The sequence below is a fragment of the Cellvibrio sp. genome, from assembly GCF_039207905.1.
In the GTDB taxonomy this organism is placed as follows: domain Bacteria; phylum Pseudomonadota; class Gammaproteobacteria; order Pseudomonadales; family Cellvibrionaceae; genus Cellvibrio.
Genome location: NZ_JBCECX010000011.1, coordinates 23631 through 40661, shown reverse-complemented (window position 1 = coordinate 40661; position 17031 = coordinate 23631). Strand labels below are relative to the sequence as shown.

The window sequence follows — 17031 nt, the reverse complement described above, 5'->3', positions numbered from 1 at the left end:
TTAACGATTAGAAACCTTCGTTGCGCATTTGTGCTTCTACATATTTCAAACGCTCTTCAATCAAGGCGGTGCGATAAGCGTTATTCTTGGTGAGTTTTAATGCGTTGCGTAACTGGATTTGTGCGCGGTCATAAATACCGTTCAAAATAAAATATTCAGCGCGCGCTTCATGTACACCGAGAATATTTCCTGCCAAACCATTCACTTCTGCAAGCAAATACCACACGTAATCATCGTTGCTGCGTTTGCGCGAATAGCGCTCCAAAATGTCGGCGCATTGTTGGTAAATTCCCGCCTTCATCAAGGCTTCTGCATGACGGATGATCAATGGATAGTTATCCGGATTCGCTTTTAATTGTGTTTCCAGAATCTCCAGGCCAGCTTTATAACGCTCTGCAGAGATTTCAATATCGGCGCGCATGATTTGGTAAGTGATGCGCTCAGGTTCTTTTTCCAGCAGTGGGGCGAGGGCATCGCGGGCGGCATCAAATTGGCTCGCTTCAGATAATGCCATTGCCCAACCGTAGCGGCTGGCATCGGGATTACTGCTGTCCTTGTCCAGCTCGCTTTTGAACATTCTGGCGGCGATCTGGGGTGTTTCCTCCGCTTCTACCCGTACGCGGGTGCGCATCAGTTGGAATTCCATATCGTCTGCCGCAGGTACTCGTGGGTATTGCTGGGCGCGGTTGCGGGCGTCAGCCACACGAGTTTCACTCACAGGGTGGGTAAGCAGGTATTCCGGCGGGCGGCGGTTCAGGCGATTCGCGCGAACCATTTCCTCAAACATATCGGCCGCGGCATGGGGGTCGAGTCCTGCTTGAACCATGGTCTGCATACCGATCCGGTCGGCTTCTTGTTCGTTTTGACGGCTGAATGCCAAAGACGCTTGCTGGGCGGCGGCCTGGGTTCCCATAATCGCGGCCATACCTGCATCACTATTACTATTGGCGGCCAATACCAGACCGGCGAGCATACCGGCGAGCATCGGCATCATCATTTTCTTCTGCTGTTCCAACCGGCGCGCATAGTGGCGCTGGCTCAAGTGGCCCATTTCGTGGGCGAGAACGGCGGCCAGTTGGTTCTCGGTTTTGGCGTACATCAGTAGGCCGGTATGTACCCCGATGATGTTTCCGGGTACCGCAAACGCGTTAAGCGTGTTATTTTCGACGACAACCAGATCCACCCGCTTTTCATCCAATTGGCTGTAGGGTATTAATTGGCCAAACAGGTTTTCCAAATAGCTGATGATCAACGGGTCGGATGATGTTGGAACCTGGCTGCGATAGGCTCTTAGCCAGCGCTGACCGAGGATCTTCTCTTGCACCGGTGAAATCATGATCGAACTGGTATCCCCAAGATTGGGCAATTCCACCTCTGCATGACTGCTGTAAGGGTTGGCGATAAGGCCGCCGAGGAGCAGTAGCACTAATCCGGCAGGCGCCAGCAGGCGCTGGGTCAAGGTTGAAATACAGCGATGAAAAGACATGGACACGGTACTGATTGACTCCTGCGGGATCGCGCTCGAATTTGCCTGTTGGGCAAAAAAATAGGGCGTAACTCTAGCCTTTTTGATGCTTAAAGACTAGGTTAGCAACCTTTTAAGACCATAAGCCTTATATCCGGTTCGATCAGTACCCGAATATATCCGCTTGATGGATTGCCAGAGTGTCTGGATTTACACAGCCAGTGCTTTTATGAGTGATTGCTTTGTGAGCAGCGGCCATGCCATCGCCTTACAATGCGTGCCTTTCGATATTGGTACCAAACCTTGAGTGAAACTATCGATTGTTTTACCTATCCCGTCAGCCGTGAACTGGATGCGCGCGGCTTGCGCTGCCCAATGCCATTGCTGAAAGCCAAACAGGCTTTGCGCGATTTGGCCGCGGGGCAGGTGTTACGGGTTTTGGCTACGGATGCCGGTTCAGTGCGCGATTTCCAGGCCTACGCAACATTGAGCGGGCAGGAATTGATGGCGTTTGCCGAGCAGGATGCCGTTTATTGTTATTTGCTTAAAAAGTCAGCGACCTGAAAGGGGCGCGGCTGGAAATTGATCAATCAAGGTTTCCCGTTATGGAAATGTTGATATCCAAGTGAGTTTGTTATGGTGAAATTGTGTTACAGAATGAATTTGGCTTCGAGTACATCCTGGCTGTTGGCGCTGGTGTGTTTGCTGTCCAATCAATCTCTGTTTGCACAAAGCACCAATGTTGTCAGCAATACCAATTCTTTATTTGATGCGACCCTTCCGCTTAACACGGCTATCAGTGTTATCAAAAGCGAAAACGACAAGCGCAGCTACCGCTACCTTATATTAGATAACCAACTGCGCGTTTTATTGATATCAGATCCGGTCACTGAAAAATCAGCTGCAGCGCTGGATGTAAATGTTGGTGCAAACCAAAATCCTGCCGATCGCTTGGGGCTTGCTCACTTTCTGGAGCACATGCTGTTTTTGGGTACAAAAAAATATCCCCATGCCGGTGAGTATCAGGAATTTATCTCACAGCACGGCGGCAGCTTTAATGCCTACACCGCAGCAGAAAATACCAACTACTTTTTTGAGATTGACAATAACCAACTTGATGCTGCGTTGGATCGGTTTTCCCAATTTTTTGTTGCCCCTTTATTTACTGCTGAATATGTTGATCGCGAGCGCAATGCGGTGCATTCCGAATATCTCGCCAAGCTGAAAGATGATTCGCGCCGCGAGTGGGAGGTTTATCGTGAGTTGATGAATCCGGCCCATCCCAGTGCTAAATTTTCGGTAGGGAATTTAACCACTTTAGCTGATCATGATAGCCATTCTATTCGCGATGATATGGTTGCGTTCTACGAGCAGCACTATTCATCACATTTGATGAATTTAGTGGTGTTGGGGCGCGATAACCTGGACGTACTTGAAGCTAGTGTGCGTACACGTTTTAGTGCTGTGCCCAAACGCGACATTAGTATTAGTAATAAATATCCACCGTTATTTGCGGGTGATCGTTTACCGGCCAGCCTCGAAATAAAACCTGAAAAAGAGTTGCGCCAACTAACCTTCAATTTTCCGATCCCTGATCCTGATCAGTTTTACGACAAAAAACCGTTTGCCTATATTGCTAACCTGCTGGGGCATGAGGCGGAAGGGAGTTTGTTGTCGTTATTGAAACGATTGGGCTGGGCGGATGCCGTGTATGCCGACACCAATTTACAAAGCCGTGGTGATGCGGTATTCCGTTTGACGATCAAGCTGACCCCGCAGGGTGTACGAGCACGCGATCAAATTGTTTCGCTGGTGTTTTATTGTATCGAACAAGTACAAGAGCGTGGTCTCGCGGCTTGGCGCTATACCGAGCTGCAACAATTGGGCGATATGAGTTTCCGTTTTCAGGAAAAGCGTGCGCCGATGCAAACCGTCAGTGCATTGGCTGAGTCGATGAAAACCTATCTTCCGCATGACATTTTGCGTGGTGATTATCTTTATTCCGCTTACGATGAAAGATTAATCAAAAAAAGTTTGTCTTATTTAAACAGTAAAAACTTGCTGTTGGTGTTGACTGCACCCGATGTAAAACCTTATCGCGTATCGCCACTTTATTCAGCTCCCTACAGCGTTCGAACTGGAGTCTCCGGCATACTGGAATTAAAGCCTGCTGTGCGTAAGGAGCTATTCCTGCCTGAGAAAAATTTGTTCATTCCCAAGCGGCTGATTGTCAAGTCGGGTTCCATGCTGGAAGATCCTGCGTCGATAGGTGGTAAACCGCAGCTGCTGACACAAAATAAAAATATGCGTGTATGGTTCGCGCAGGATCAAAAATTTGCCCAACCGCGTGCGCTGATTAATTTGCGTATCAAGTCTCCGCTGATTTCTGCCAATGCAGATGGCGCAGCACAAGCGCAGCTTTTTGCGGCCTTGCTAACTGACCAATTGAATGAGTTTGCGTACCCGGCGCGCCTTGCGGGCATTGATTACAATGCAATTGCCAATACTCGTGGATACGACATTAATATCTTTGGCTACTCCAGTCGCCAGGGGTTATTGATGAACAAAATTATGGAAGCGATGCGCCTCGGCAAATATAAAGAAGAGCGCTTTAAGCTTATCAAAGACGATTTATTACGCACTTGGCGTAACCAGAATAAAGACCTGCCTTATCAGGTTTTGGCAAAACAAGTGCCGGTGCTACAGTCTGAACCTGCATGGAGTAAAGCGCAGTTAATTGCAGCTCTTGAAAACAAAACTTTCGAGCAGTTTTCCCAATTTACGAATCGCCAGTTGATCGATGCCAAAATGGACGCGCTTTTTTACGGCAACTATTTCCGTGCAGAAGCGTTGAAATTATCAGTGTTGGTTGAGCATGAATTGCTGAGCCGTCAGGCTGGACGCGATCTGCCGCCGGTAAAATTATTGCTGTTGCCTAAGGGATCAGAAAAACCTTGGCTGTATTCGCATCCATTGGAGCATAGCGACAATATTGTTGAATTACTTGTCCAGAGTCCATCGTTGTCAATAGATGATACTGCTCACATGATGTTAGTGCGACAAACATTGCAGCCGGCTTTCTACAATCATTTACGCACAGAAAAACAATTGGGTTACGTAGTTGCTGCTGTAGCCGCGCCCATATTGAATCTCGAAGGTAGTTTGTTAGTGGTGCAATCGCCAACCACATCAGAAGAAAAGATTATTCGCGAGATTGATTTATTTTTGGATGAGCAGCATTTAGAGCTGGGCGAAGATTTTTTAATCAATCAACAATCATTAATTAGAAAATTGCGCGAACCTGCGCGCTCCTTGCAAGAGCAGGGCGAACGCTATTGGAATGCGATTACTAATTACGATGAAAGTTTTTCTCGCCGCCTTGATCTTGCAGAAGCAGTTTCGCGCATTACACCGGAATCGCTCGATAAATATTATCGCGCAGTATTTATGGATAAAAATCGCCGCCTATGGCTGACTTCCGATTCGATGCAAGCTCGTGAAAACTTTTTCCAAGTGCAAGACTTATCGATCCATAAACAACAAATGCAAAGCATCGCACAACCCTGATTTTGGTTTGTATTTGAGCAATATAGACCTTTGGTAGGATCGATCTCCCGCTTATGCTTTTTTTTGGTGCGGTAAAAAGGAAAATTATCATTATTTTTACTGTTTACTGCTTGGTGAATCCCAAAACTTTGGGTAATAATGCCAGCCCTGTTGCGAACCGGTTTTTTTAATAGCTTGATTCTATTTAAAACCTTGGGTTCTGCAATTTGTGCACTAAAGTTGTGCCCCTCCGGAGTGTTACCAAATAGGGTAGGGCTGGTAAAAAATTCCCACTTATGCAAGAATTCGGGGATTTTTTACACAAGTAAAAGGAATATTCCTCCTGTAACTCCATGAAAGTTCTGCACATTTTTTATTAAATGAGCGAATTTTGTGCGAAGCCCAGATCCAAATTCCTGTATTAGATACTACTGCTACGTGATGTGCGCATGTGCGCATAGCTGAGGAGATTTGAATGCTACAAGATATTGATGCCATTGAAACAAAAGAGTGGCTGGACGCCCTTAAGTCAGTTGTTCGTCACGCAGGTAAAGACCGCGCTGCTGAGTTATTGAAGTCTTTGTCTGAATCCGCTGTTAACCATGGCATTGAACAGCCTTCATCTATCCAGACTCCTTACCGCAATACCATTCCCGTAGAAAAAGAAATCAAGTCTCCCGGTGACAACGCCCTGGAGCGCAAAATTCGCTCAATTATCCGTTGGAATGCCATGGCAATGGTCATGAAAGCCAACGATAACGATGAAGGCCTTGGTGGCCATATCGCCTCATTTGCATCATCTGCAACCTTATACGATGTAGGTTTTAACCATTTTTTCCGCGGTAACGATGGCGACACGCCTGGCGACCTGATTTATTTCCAAGGTCACGTTTCTCCCGGTATGTATGCCCGCTCTTATGTTGAGGGCCGTTTAAGCGAAGCCCATTTGGATAATTTCCGTCGCGAAGTGAATGGCGGTGGTTTGTCTTCTTACCCACACCCATGGTTGATGCCAGACTACTGGCAGTTCCCAACCGTATCTATGGGCTTGGGCCCAATTAAGTCTATCTATCAAGCGCGTTTTAACCGTTATATGGAAGCGCGTGGTTTGATCCCGAAAACGGATCGCAAGGTATGGGCATTCCTTGGTGACGGTGAGTGTGATGAGCCGGAAAGCTTGGGCGCAATTTCTCTCGCAACCCGTGAGAAGTTGGACAATCTGATTTTTGTAATCAACTGTAACCTGCAGCGTCTGGACGGTCCGGTGCGCGGCAACAGCAAAATCGTACAAGAGTTGGAAGGCGTCTTCCGCGGTGCTGGCTGGAACGTAATTAAAGTTCTATGGGGTCGTGGTTGGGACGAGCTGCTGGCTAAAGATAAAACCGGCTTGCTGCAAAAGCGTATGGATGAAGTAGTTGATGGCGAGATGCAAAACTACAAAGCTAACGGCGGCGCTTACACCCGTGAACACTTCTTCGGTAAATATCCGGAGTTGCTGGAGCTGGTTAAAGATATGTCTGATGACGACATTATGGGCTTGGCTCGTGGTGGTCATGACGCGCACAAGGTATACAACGCTTACCATCAAGCCGTTAATACCAAAGGTAAACCAACTGTTATTCTGGCCCAAACCGTTAAAGGTTACGGCATGGGTACTGGTCAAGCGGTTAACAAAACCCACTCATTGAAAGAGTTGGATGTTAATAGCTTGAAAGCTTTCCGCGACCGTTTTGAATTGCCAATCAGCGATGAAGATCTGCCGAAGCTGCCGTACTACCGTCCGGCAGAAGACAGTCCTGAAATGCAATACATGAAATCGCGCCGTAAAGAGCTGAAAGGCTTTGTCCCATCGCGCGATCCAAGTTTCGATCCACTGTTGGTGCCAGCACTGGATGCATTTGCGGCGCAATTGAAGAGCACTGGTGAGCGTGAAATCTCCACCACTATGAGCTTTGTGCGTATCTTGTCTTCGCTGGTAAAAGACAAACAAATCGGCAAGCAAATCGTACCGATTGTTCCAGATGAAGCGCGTACCTTCGGCATGGAAGGTATGTTCAAAACCGTCGGTATCTACTCATCCGAAGGTCAAAAATATACTCCGCATGATGCGGGTCAAATGATGTCTTACCATGAATCTGCCACTGGCCAGATTTTGGAGGAGGGCATTAACGAAGCAGGTTCTATGGCTTCATGGATTGCTGCGGCGACTGCGTACAGCAACTACAAAAAGCCAATGATTCCGTTCTACATTTACTACTCCATGTTTGGTTTCCAACGTATTGGCGACTTGGCGTGGGCTGCGGGTGATTCGCAAGCGCGTGGCTTCCTGTTGGGTGCTACTGCTGGCCGTACTACCCTGAATGGCGAAGGTTTACAGCATCAGGATGGCCACAGCCATGTATTTGCCAATACCATCCCGAACTGCCGTTCTTATGATCCGACTTATGCACATGAGCTGGCCGTTATTATTCAGGACGGTATTAAGCGCATGTATCACGACAATGAAAATGTGTTCTATTACATTTCATTGATGAACGAAAACTACCAGCATCCTGACTTACCAGAAGGCTCGGAAGAAGGAATCATTAAAGGTATTTATCAATTGGAAAAAGGTGCTGGCAAAGCCAAGAACCGCGTTCAATTGATGGGGGCTGGAACAATCCTGCGCGAAGTACGTTTTGCTGCAGAAATCCTGCGCAAAGACTTCGATGTTGAAGCAGATGTGTGGAGTGTGACCAGTGTGAACGAATTGACCCGCGATGGTCAGCGCGCTACTCGCTGGAACATGCTGAACCCGACTGCTGCACCGCGTAAGCCCTATATTACCCAGGTATTGGAAGGCGCCGAAGGCCCATTCATTATCTCCACTGACAATTTGAAAACCTATTCCGAACAGTTGCGCGCTTATATTCCAGGCGATTACACAGTGTTGGGAACAGAAGGTTTCGGTCGCAGTGACACCCGTACCCAATTGCGTCATTTCTTCGAAGTGAACCGTTATTTCGTGGTAATTGCAGCACTCAAATCTTTGGCAGACCAAGGCAAGATTAAAGCCGATGTGGTAGCCAAGGCCATCAAGAAGTTTGGTATTGATCCGGAAAAAGCGGATCCAATGAGCGTATAAAACCGTCGCCCTCCCACAAAGAGGGCGACGTTGTTTGTATCCGTCCAAAACATTTATCAAATGTAGAAACAATTGAATTAGCGAGGAACGACTACAGTGGCAATTCAAACTATTAAAGTGCCTGATATTGGCGGCGCAGAAGGCGTTGAAGTTATCGAGATCTCTGTAAAAGTGGGCGATGTGATCGCCGAAGGGGATTCAATTGTCGTGCTTGAAACCGACAAGGCTTCAATGGAAATCCCGGCCGATATAGCAGGCAAGGTTGTCGCTATCAAAGTAAATTTGGGTGATAAGGTTTCTCAAGACAGTTTATTGCTGGAAGTAGAAGCAGAAGGTGGTGCGGCTCCTGCACCAGAAGCTGCTGCTCCTGTTGCAGCTGCTCCAGCAGCCGCAGCGCCGGCACCTGTTGCAGCAACGACTGCCGCAGCGGAAGTACAAATGGTTGTACCGGATATCGGCGGCGCAGAAGGCGTTGAAGTTATCGAGATTTCGGTAAAAGTAGGCGATGAAGTTGCCGCTGGCGATTCATTGATCGTGCTTGAAACTGACAAAGCATCAATGGAAATCCCTGCCGAAGCAGCGGGTAAAATTGTTAGTCTCGCAGTAAAAGTGGGCGATAAGCTTTCCCAAGGTTCAGTGATTGGTGTGTTGGCCACTAGCGGTGGTGCACCTGTTGCTGCGCCTGCAGCCACCCCTGCAAAAGCAGAACCTTCTCCAGCAGCAGCTCCTGTGCCAAAAGTTGAAGCACCAAAAGCAGCACCTGCGCCAGCAGCTGAAGTTGCGCAAACTGGTGATGTGTACGCAGGTCCAGCGGTGCGCAAACTTGCCCGTCAACTCGGTGTTGATATGGGCAAAGTATCTGGCACCGGCCCACGTGGTCGTTTGTTGAAAGATGACGTTCGCGGTTACGTGAAGCCAATCGTTCAAGCTGCACAATCTGGCGCAGCGGTGGGCGGTGCAGGTATTCCTCGCGTACCGGCAGTAGATTTTGCCAAGTTTGGTGAAATCGAAACCGTGAAAATGAGCAAAGTGAAGAAGATCACTGCGGACAACATGACCCGCAACTGGTTGAACGTTCCACACGTTACTCAATGGGATGACGCGGATATCACTGATCTCGAAGCATTCCGTAACGGTTTGAAAGCTGAAGCTGAAAAGCGTGGCAGCAAACTGACTCCATTACCTTTCATCATGAAAGCTTGTGCGGCTGCGTTGGTTGCAGAGCCAAGTTTCAACGTATCTTTGCATCACGATGGCGAAAGTATCGTGCAGAAGAAATACGTGCACATTGGTATCGCGGTAGATACACCTAATGGTCTGATGGTTCCAGTTATTCGTAACGTGGATAAAAAAGGCTTGTGGGAATTGACTGACGAAATAAATGCAATCGCGAAAAAAGCACGCGATGGTAAGTTGTTGCCAGCTGATATGCAGGGCGGTTGCTTCACCATTTCCAGCTTGGGCGCATCTGGCGGTAACGGCTTTACGCCAATCGTTAATGCACCGGAAGTTGCGATCCTCGGTGTAAGCCGTGCGCAAATGAAACCAGTATGGAATGGTAAAGAGTTCTTGCCGCGCAATATGTTGCCGCTGTCTCTTTCTTACGATCACCGTGCAATTAACGGTGCTGATGCAGGTCGTTTCTTCACTTATTTGACTGCAGTTATCGCTGACGTTAGACGTTTGCTGTTGTAATCAAACGCGTATATCAGTGTTAATAAAAAGGCCAGCAATTGCTGGCCTTTTTTGTTTTTGGTGATTAGAAAAATAATCAGTAGCGATAGTGTCCGGTAATGGCGTAATCAAACAGCATATCTTCGAGTTTAGGACCCGCGCCAATATTATGGACAATTAAAGGGCGTTGGCCATCAGCAGAGCGTTGATCCGTGACTATACCAATATGCGGTAAATTACCGGGCAGCATCCAGGTCACAAGGTCACCCGCTTGATAATGTTCCGGCTTGTTAGACGCAGATAATTTTTTTCCGTGACGGGTAAAAAATGTTTGCAGGTTAGGGACACGGCGATGATCGATATTGGTATCGGTTTTAGTTTGGTTCCAATTTCGCTTCGCTGGATAAAGTGCGAAATTCGCGCGCATATCTTCATGTACTAATTGTTGAAGATCGATATCGAGTTTGCGATACGCGCGAATGATCACATCAGTGCATACACCATACTGCGCAGGTACATCACCCATCGGATAAGCGATTTTAAAATAGGCACCATTATATGTAACTGAGTCGTTGGTCTGCGTAATTGCGGCGGCGACCAGCGTTTTTGTTTTGCCAGCTTCCACACTGATGTCTGCAATACTGCTGTTAGCAAGAAATAATAGCAGCCCACTTACTAATCCTCTCACGAATAACCTTGCCATCATCTACATCCTTCGCATAAAAAATTAGTTATTACCTTGTTGTATCGATGTTTTCCAGTAAAGTAATTTTGCAAAAGGCGAAATGTATTTTGTTAAAAGCGTAACTATGATCAGCCCTAAGATTACGCCAGTCGTGTTAGCAACTATATCCATTCCACTGAACGTGCGTGGTGGATTGAAATGCTGCGCAACTTCGATACCAATGGAAAAAATAACCAGGAAGCTTGCGCGTCGCCAAAGAGTCCAGGTAGGGCGCGCAAAACTAATTGAAATAGCGGCAACGCTGTAACCTGCAAAATGCATTAATAAATCGTTAAAAACAGGAATGGAATTTTCCGGATGGGGGGTAAGGCCGAGGTAGGTGTAGATCACCAATAAAACGTAAAACTGCAGCAGACATAGATAACGCCAAAGCATCGCAAACTCCTCATGATTAGTGCGGGAGCATAACAGTTTGGCGTTATTCAGGCGATTGTGACGGGCGCAGTTATTTTAGCAGGCTGACCATAGGTTCAGCGGCGTAGAGGTCTTGCGGTGTATTGATGTTGAAGAACGGATCATAACCATCTGCCGCAAATTCTACCTCGACCAGCTTTTGCTTTTTAATCCAATCTTGTAGACGCGGTACATCGCCTGTCTCCAGTTGTTTTTCAATCACACCAATAAGCGAGGCATGCCAAAGCGCAAAAATAGGATGGGCGCGATGATTGGATGTCGCCACTGCCAATTGCGCTTGTTGCGTAGCTGCAGCGGTAACTAGACGGGCGACGAGATCGGTTGGAAAGAAGGGCGTATCCGAAGCGAAGCTGGCGAGCCATTCCGCATCCGGGCTATTGCTCTTCATCCACTGCAAACCAGCATGGATGCCCGCCAATGGGCCAAGGTTATTCGGATAAACATCGGGCACAACGGGCAAGCGGGTGCGGGCAAAACGCAGGCTATTGCCATTGGCATTTAACAATAACGGGTTAACTTGGGGTTGGGCGCGCTCGATAGTCCGTTGTAGCAGGGTTTTACCAACCAATGGTAATAGGCATTTATCGCCACCGCCCATCCGGCGGGCTAAACCGCCAGCCAGGATAATGCCGACAACGGATTCGGGTGTACTCATAGATTTTTGCTGCGTCAGTATCTTGGTCTAGGATTAGTGGGGCGCCTAACCATTAATTGGCGCGCCATTCATTATATCTGCTTAAAGTTTAGTTTAGCTGCTGACAGAAGACGCAACCATGAATTTTACGGTTCCTTTCCGCCTGTCACGATTCCCCACCTAGATAATTATAAAAAGCTATTAATTGAATTTAGATAATTGATTTTTTATATTTTTAGTCGTCACCTAGTATAGCTTTGAAATTCAAATACCGTGTTAACCATAAATGGATGGATGTAATTATGAGCAAAACTGACTTAACGACCTCAGCCGGTGCTCCGGTGCCTGACGACAATAACAGTATCAGTGTTGGTCCGCGCGGCCCCTTGACGTTCGACAACCATTACCTGTTTGAGAAGCTCGCGCACTTCAACCGTGAACGCATACCTGAGCGCGTAGTGCATGCGCGCGGTACTGGTGCCTATGGCCATTTCACGTTGACCAAAAGTTTAAGCGATTACACCATCGCAGATTTTTTGCAAAAAGTGGGCGATAAAACCGAAGTCTTTTTGCGTTTTTCTACCGTTGGTGGTGGGCAGGATTCCAGTGATTACGCGCGCGATCCACGCGGTTTTGCGGTGAAGTTTTATACCCGCCAAGGCAATTACGATGTAGTGGGCAATAACACGCCGGTTTTCTTTTTAAATGACCCGATTAAATTCCCGGATTTCATTCACTCACAAAAGAAAAATCCGCAAACGAATTTGCCTGATCCTGCAGCGGCTTTTGAATTCTGGGCTAATCATCCACAGTCGTTACACCAGATGACAATCCTGATGTCGGATCGCGGTATTCCGCTGTCCTACCGCCACGTGCACGGCTTTGGTTCTCACACCTTGAGTTTGTGGAACGATAAAGGCGAGCGCTATTGGGTGAAGTGGCATTTCAAAACCAATCAGGGCATTAAAACCCTGACCGATGAAGAGGCTGCAAAAATGCCGCCGTTCGGTGCGCAAAAAGATTTGGTAGATGCGATCAATCGCAATGAGTTTCCGAGCTGGGCGGTGAAAATCCAGATTATGACTCAAGCGCAAGCGGAGACTTACCATATCAATCCATTTGATTTGACCAAAGTCTGGCCGCACAAAGATTTCCCGTTAATTGAAATCGGCCAGCTCGAATTAAATCGCAACGTACAAAATTATTTTGCCGAGACCGAACAGTCTGCATTTGCGCCGAGCAATTTGGTTCCCGGTACGGGAGCATCGCCTGACAAAATGCTGCAAGCGCGTTTGCTTGCGTATCAGGATGCACATCGCTATCGCGTAGGAGTGAATCATAATCAGCTGCCGGTGAATGCACCGCGTTGTCCGGTTAATCATTACCAGCGCGATGGTGCCGCTGCCGGTTGTCCATTTAGCAATGGCAGCCAGCCGCAAAATAGTGGTGCAAATTATTATCCAAATGATCGCGCAGCGCAGGGTTATCCGGCTCCGAATCCGGCATACCGTGAACCGCCAATGACCTTGAGTCATGCGGTGGTGGATCGCTACGATCAATTGAGTGAAGATTATTATTCGCAGGCGGGCGATTTATTCCGCTTGATGAGTGATGATCAAAAAATACAACTCGCACGCAATATTGCTGGTGGTTTGTCGAAGGCAAACGCATCGATTCAGGAGCGGATGTTGGGTTATCTGCATAAAGCTGATCCAACTTATGCAACCATGGTAAAAGCACTTTTGTAATTATTGTTCGAGAGAAATAAAAACGCCGCTGTTAATGCAGCGGCTTTTTTATTTGTGCTGGGTATTGCGTTAACAGGTAGCTCGATTAAAGCTTGCCGGCCACTATTTGCTTATGTGCATAGTCCACAGCGCGTGCGGTTAACGCCATGTAAGTGATACTCGGATTTTGTGTTCCAGAACTTGTCATGCACGCACCATCAGTCACAAATACATTGGGCACATCATGCATTTGATTCCATTTGTTTAGCACGCTGGTTTTTGGATCTCGCCCCATACGCGCCGTCCCCATTTCATGAATACAGGCTCCTGGTGCAGTGGCGTTATTGTACGAAGTGATATTGGTACAACCAGCGGCCTCTAACATTTCTATCGCACACTTAACGCCATCTTCACGCAGCTTATGCTCGTTCTCGCGCAGCTTTGCGTCGAAGGTGATGAGCGGCATTCCGTGTTTGTCGGTCTTGCTAAAATCGAGAAACATACGGTTCTCGTGATAAGGCAACATTTCGCCAAAACATGTCATTCTCACACCATAAGCGCCCGGTGTAAAAATAACGTCTTTGAGTGCGCTACCGATTACGCCTTCAGGTGCATTATTAATGCGTTGTGCTTGCCCCTGATAACCAAAACCGCGCAAGTAATCTTTCTTCTTACTTTGCTCATCAAGGTTAGTAAAACGCGGAATATAAAAGCCGGTTGGTTTACGACCGGAATAATAGGTATCTTCAAGCCCGGGCAAAATGCCGGACGCCCCCATTCCATAATGGTGATCCATCAGATTATGGCCAAGTTCGCCGCTACTATTGCCTAAGCCATTTGGAAACGTTTCCGAGCGACTGTTAAGCAAAATCGCAGTAGTGCCCACAGTACTGGCATTACAAAAAATAATGCGTGCGGTAATTTCCTGCTGTTCGCCCGTTGTCGCATCTTTAATTCGCACACCAGTCGCCCGGCCACTAGCTGCATCATAGACAATTTCTTGCACTATGCTGTTGGCGCGCAGGGTTAAGTTTCCTGTTTCCTCGGCAACGGGCAGTGTGGCTGATTGACTACTGAAATAAGCACCAAATGGGCAGCCGCGCCAGCAGCGGTCGCGCGATAAACATTGGCTGCGTTTACCTTTATGTTTGTCCGGTTTGTACTCGCTCAGGTTGGCGACACGACCTGGAGTAACTACGCGGTCAGGAAATTTTTTCGCAACACTTTCACGCAAATGTTGTTCAGCACAATTGAGCGGAAATGGTTTTAAAAATACACCGTCAGGAACTTGCTTCAAGTTTTCTTCTTGTCCACTTACGCCAACAAATGTTTCGACGTAGGTGTACCAGGCTTCAATATCAGCGTAACGAATTGGCCAATCAACGGCGATGCCTTCTTTTTTGTTCGCTTCAAAATCAATATCGCTCCATCTGTAACACTGACGTCCCCACATAAGTGAACGCCCACCAGTATGATGGCCGCGAATCCAGTCGAAGCGTTCAACTTCCTCGTAAGGGTATTCGTCGTCTTTATTGACCCAATGTTTATTTGCCTGTCTAACCCACCAAGGCAAACGATCTTGTTTGTGATAATGAGTAGCGATTTCTTTTTGGGGAACCCGATCGTTATGCGGCAGATCCCAAGGGTCCATCATCGCCGTAGGATAATCTCCATGTACCACGTCGCGGCCGCGCTCAAGTACGAGGGTTTTGTAACCTTTAGTACATAGCTCCATAGCGGCAAATCCGCCGCTAATGCCTGAGCCAATTACAATTGCGTCAAAATCGGTTGCAGTAGTTCTAATCATTTTTATAGTGCCCACGCTTTATTGTTAACTTCATTGACTGAAATACAGGGTTTGTAAAATCCTGGAATCGGCAAATAATTTAAAAACTTTTCACCAATTTCTTCAGTCGTTAAGTAATAGGCGATTACTTGTTGCTTGAACTCTACCAAGGCTTTTTTTGCACTTGTTACATCTTCACTCTGGCTCAGCTCAAGTGACTTTAGTGTTTCTACTTGATCCGTCGGTGAGAGCTGTAAAAATTTCTGCTGGCCTAGATAGCGTTCCAACGCTAACCACTGGGTTTTGAATGTGGCTTGGTAGTTGGAATCAAAAATCTGTCCCAACATGGAATCGAGTGTGACGTGAACTTTTACATCGGTCGCGGAAGGGCTGTCGGTGCGCGGCAAAATCGTATCCGCCAGTAATCCAACCAGCGCAAATTGCTCGGGTGTAAAAAAATGCAAAAGGTTGGAGTTGGCGCTGATGCCAGTTCCTTTTGCCTGATTTTGTTCAGCTGATTGCTCAGAACATCCCGACAAAATTGCACTCGCTAATGATGCGGATACAGCCGTGCCGGTAATCCAAGCGGTATACCTGAGAACTTCTCGTCTATTCATGGGGGTTGCCTGTGTAGGTGATGTCTTTTTATTTTTAATTGGACTGGCAGTTGAGTCCTTTGGTTAACTCAAGCACCATATGGTCAATATATACATAAGGTATTGGTGATGTAAATTGGCTAGCAATAACTGCTGCCAGATTCCTGCATAGCCGGGTTTGTTTGCCTAACAAAAGCTGTATCGACATGACATTTCTTAACGAAAAGTGTAGTTGTTTGGTGGGTACTGAGGTTGTTTGTTGGAAGCAGAAGATACTTTTTATCCCGTAAGGAGAGACCACTACAAAATTCATGTAGATTCATCAATATTCATCTTCCTAGTCCTGCATGAATTACCAAGAATAATCATAAATCCCAAGGGCATAGCCCAATCCCGTCCCCACTACAATAAGGAATTTCAATGAACATTGGAGAGCGCATCAAACAGCTGCGAACTGATAAAAACCTGACTCAGCCTCAACTTGCTGAGTTGGCAAATATCGAGCAGTCATACTTGTCTAAGTTGGAAAACGATAAATCCGTTCCCTCTGCAGACATTTTAATGGCAGTTTTAAGAGCACTGTCTGTGGATATCCCGACCTTTCTTCAAGGGTTGGATGAAAGCGTAATTGAGCGGCACTTAATGCAAGTACCTGAAATTACTTTGCATCGTAATGTGGAGTCGCGCCTGAGAGTTCGTGCGGTGAAGCGATGGTTGTTTGCATCGGCTCTCTGTTGTGCGGTTGGGCTGGCACTAGTGTTTGGTGGGTTGAAGCTGTTGCTATTTAGTCCGGTGGAGACAAGCTTGTATAAGTATGTGTCTGATGGGGTGATATTGGCTGGCGAACCCGAAGGCCTATTTGATCAATGGGAATTCAATCTGCGCAGAAAAATGAGTGCAACTACCCGTTTATTAGAACCAGATTTTGAACAGGCTTTTCATACAGCAAGAGATGAATTCCGTAAGCGCTTAAGTAATGACAATAAGCTGAGCATTATCAATAAAGGGCAGAAATTTAGAGAGGAGGTTTCAGGAGGCTATCGTATTTATCAGCTTCAGGGTGTTGATTCGGATACTAATCGGGTGTTTGAGCGCTATAACAATTGGCTCGCAGTGCTTGGGGCTTTTTTAGCGTTTGGCGGGCTAACTGGGTTTTTTGTGGAGTTTCGACTGCGTCGATTATGAGTTTGATGACGAACAAATGGCTAGCAAGAAGGTCGTATTAGGGGTTCTGTGAGTTAGAATAGCCTTATCGCATGCACTAAGTAAAAGGCACTGCTTGCAGTGCCTTTTTGCATTCCGGGTAATGATTAATTTGGG

At 47.1% G+C, this 17031-nt stretch carries 12 protein-coding genes; 6 read left to right on the top strand and 6 right to left on the bottom strand.

Going from position 1 to position 17031, the window contains the following annotated elements:
• Positions 1-7: 7 nt before the first annotated feature.
• On the bottom strand, positions 8-1486 hold the full coding sequence (locus AAGC78_RS08440; RefSeq protein WP_435783732.1) for a M48 family metalloprotease: 1479 nt from the start codon (positions 1484-1486) through the stop codon (positions 8-10).
• Positions 1487-1768: 282 nt separating this feature from the next.
• On the opposite strand from AAGC78_RS08440, the gene AAGC78_RS08435 reads away from it, so the two are divergent.
• The 4 genes from AAGC78_RS08435 (at position 1769) to aceF (ending at position 9830) form a co-directional block, all read left to right on the top strand.
• Entirely contained in the window at positions 1769-2029 is a 261-nt protein-coding gene (locus tag AAGC78_RS08435) for a sulfurtransferase TusA family protein (protein WP_435783622.1), read from the top strand.
• A 93-nt stretch (positions 2030-2122) separates the two neighbouring features.
• Complete coding sequence (locus AAGC78_RS08430; protein WP_435783621.1) at positions 2123-5032, top strand: insulinase family protein; 2910 nt, start codon at positions 2123-2125, stop codon at positions 5030-5032.
• 454 nt (positions 5033-5486) lie between these two features.
• Positions 5487-8135, top strand: a complete 2649-nt coding sequence (aceE, locus tag AAGC78_RS08425) for a pyruvate dehydrogenase (acetyl-transferring), homodimeric type (protein ID WP_435783620.1) — start codon at positions 5487-5489, stop codon at positions 8133-8135.
• Positions 8136-8231: 96 nt separating this feature from the next.
• Positions 8232-9830 (top strand): dihydrolipoyllysine-residue acetyltransferase, encoded by a 1599-nt coding sequence (gene aceF / locus AAGC78_RS08420; RefSeq protein ID WP_435783619.1) that lies wholly within the window; start codon positions 8232-8234, stop codon positions 9828-9830.
• A 76-nt stretch (positions 9831-9906) separates the two neighbouring features.
• Here aceF and AAGC78_RS08415 read toward each other — a convergent pair whose 3' ends face one another.
• The 3 genes from AAGC78_RS08415 to mobA form a co-directional block, all read right to left on the bottom strand.
• The gene (locus tag AAGC78_RS08415) at positions 9907-10497 is read right to left on the bottom strand and encodes a DUF1287 domain-containing protein (protein WP_435783618.1); all 591 of its coding nucleotides are present in this window, start codon (positions 10495-10497) and stop codon (positions 9907-9909) included.
• A gap of 39 nt (positions 10498-10536) precedes the next feature.
• Positions 10537-10929 carry a VanZ family protein gene (locus AAGC78_RS08410; protein ID WP_435783617.1) on the bottom strand — a complete coding sequence of 131 codons (393 nt, stop codon included), beginning with the start codon at positions 10927-10929 and terminating at the stop codon, positions 10537-10539.
• Between the two features lie 70 nt (positions 10930-10999).
• Positions 11000-11623, bottom strand: coding sequence for a molybdenum cofactor guanylyltransferase MobA (gene mobA / locus AAGC78_RS08405; protein ID WP_435783616.1), 624 nt, complete (start codon positions 11621-11623; stop codon positions 11000-11002).
• A gap of 281 nt (positions 11624-11904) precedes the next feature.
• Between mobA and AAGC78_RS08400 the strand changes: the two genes are divergently transcribed.
• Entirely contained in the window at positions 11905-13350 is a 1446-nt protein-coding gene (locus tag AAGC78_RS08400) for a catalase (RefSeq protein WP_435783615.1), read from the top strand.
• Between the two features lie 85 nt (positions 13351-13435).
• Here the strand turns inward: AAGC78_RS08400 and AAGC78_RS08395 are convergent, their stop codons facing one another.
• Together AAGC78_RS08395 and AAGC78_RS08390 are read right to left on the bottom strand one after the other, a co-directional pair.
• Complete coding sequence (locus AAGC78_RS08395) at positions 13436-15136, bottom strand: GMC oxidoreductase (protein WP_435783614.1); 1701 nt, start codon at positions 15134-15136, stop codon at positions 13436-13438.
• Positions 15137-15138: 2 nt separating this feature from the next.
• Positions 15139-15732 carry a gluconate 2-dehydrogenase subunit 3 family protein gene (locus tag AAGC78_RS08390; protein WP_435783613.1) on the bottom strand — a complete coding sequence of 198 codons (594 nt, stop codon included), beginning with the start codon at positions 15730-15732 and terminating at the stop codon, positions 15139-15141.
• A gap of 399 nt (positions 15733-16131) precedes the next feature.
• Here AAGC78_RS08390 and AAGC78_RS08385 point away from each other — a divergent pair, with 399 nt between their 5' ends.
• Positions 16132-16896, top strand: a complete 765-nt coding sequence (locus AAGC78_RS08385) for a helix-turn-helix domain-containing protein (protein ID WP_435783612.1) — start codon at positions 16132-16134, stop codon at positions 16894-16896.
• Positions 16897-17031: the final 135 nt, after the last annotated feature.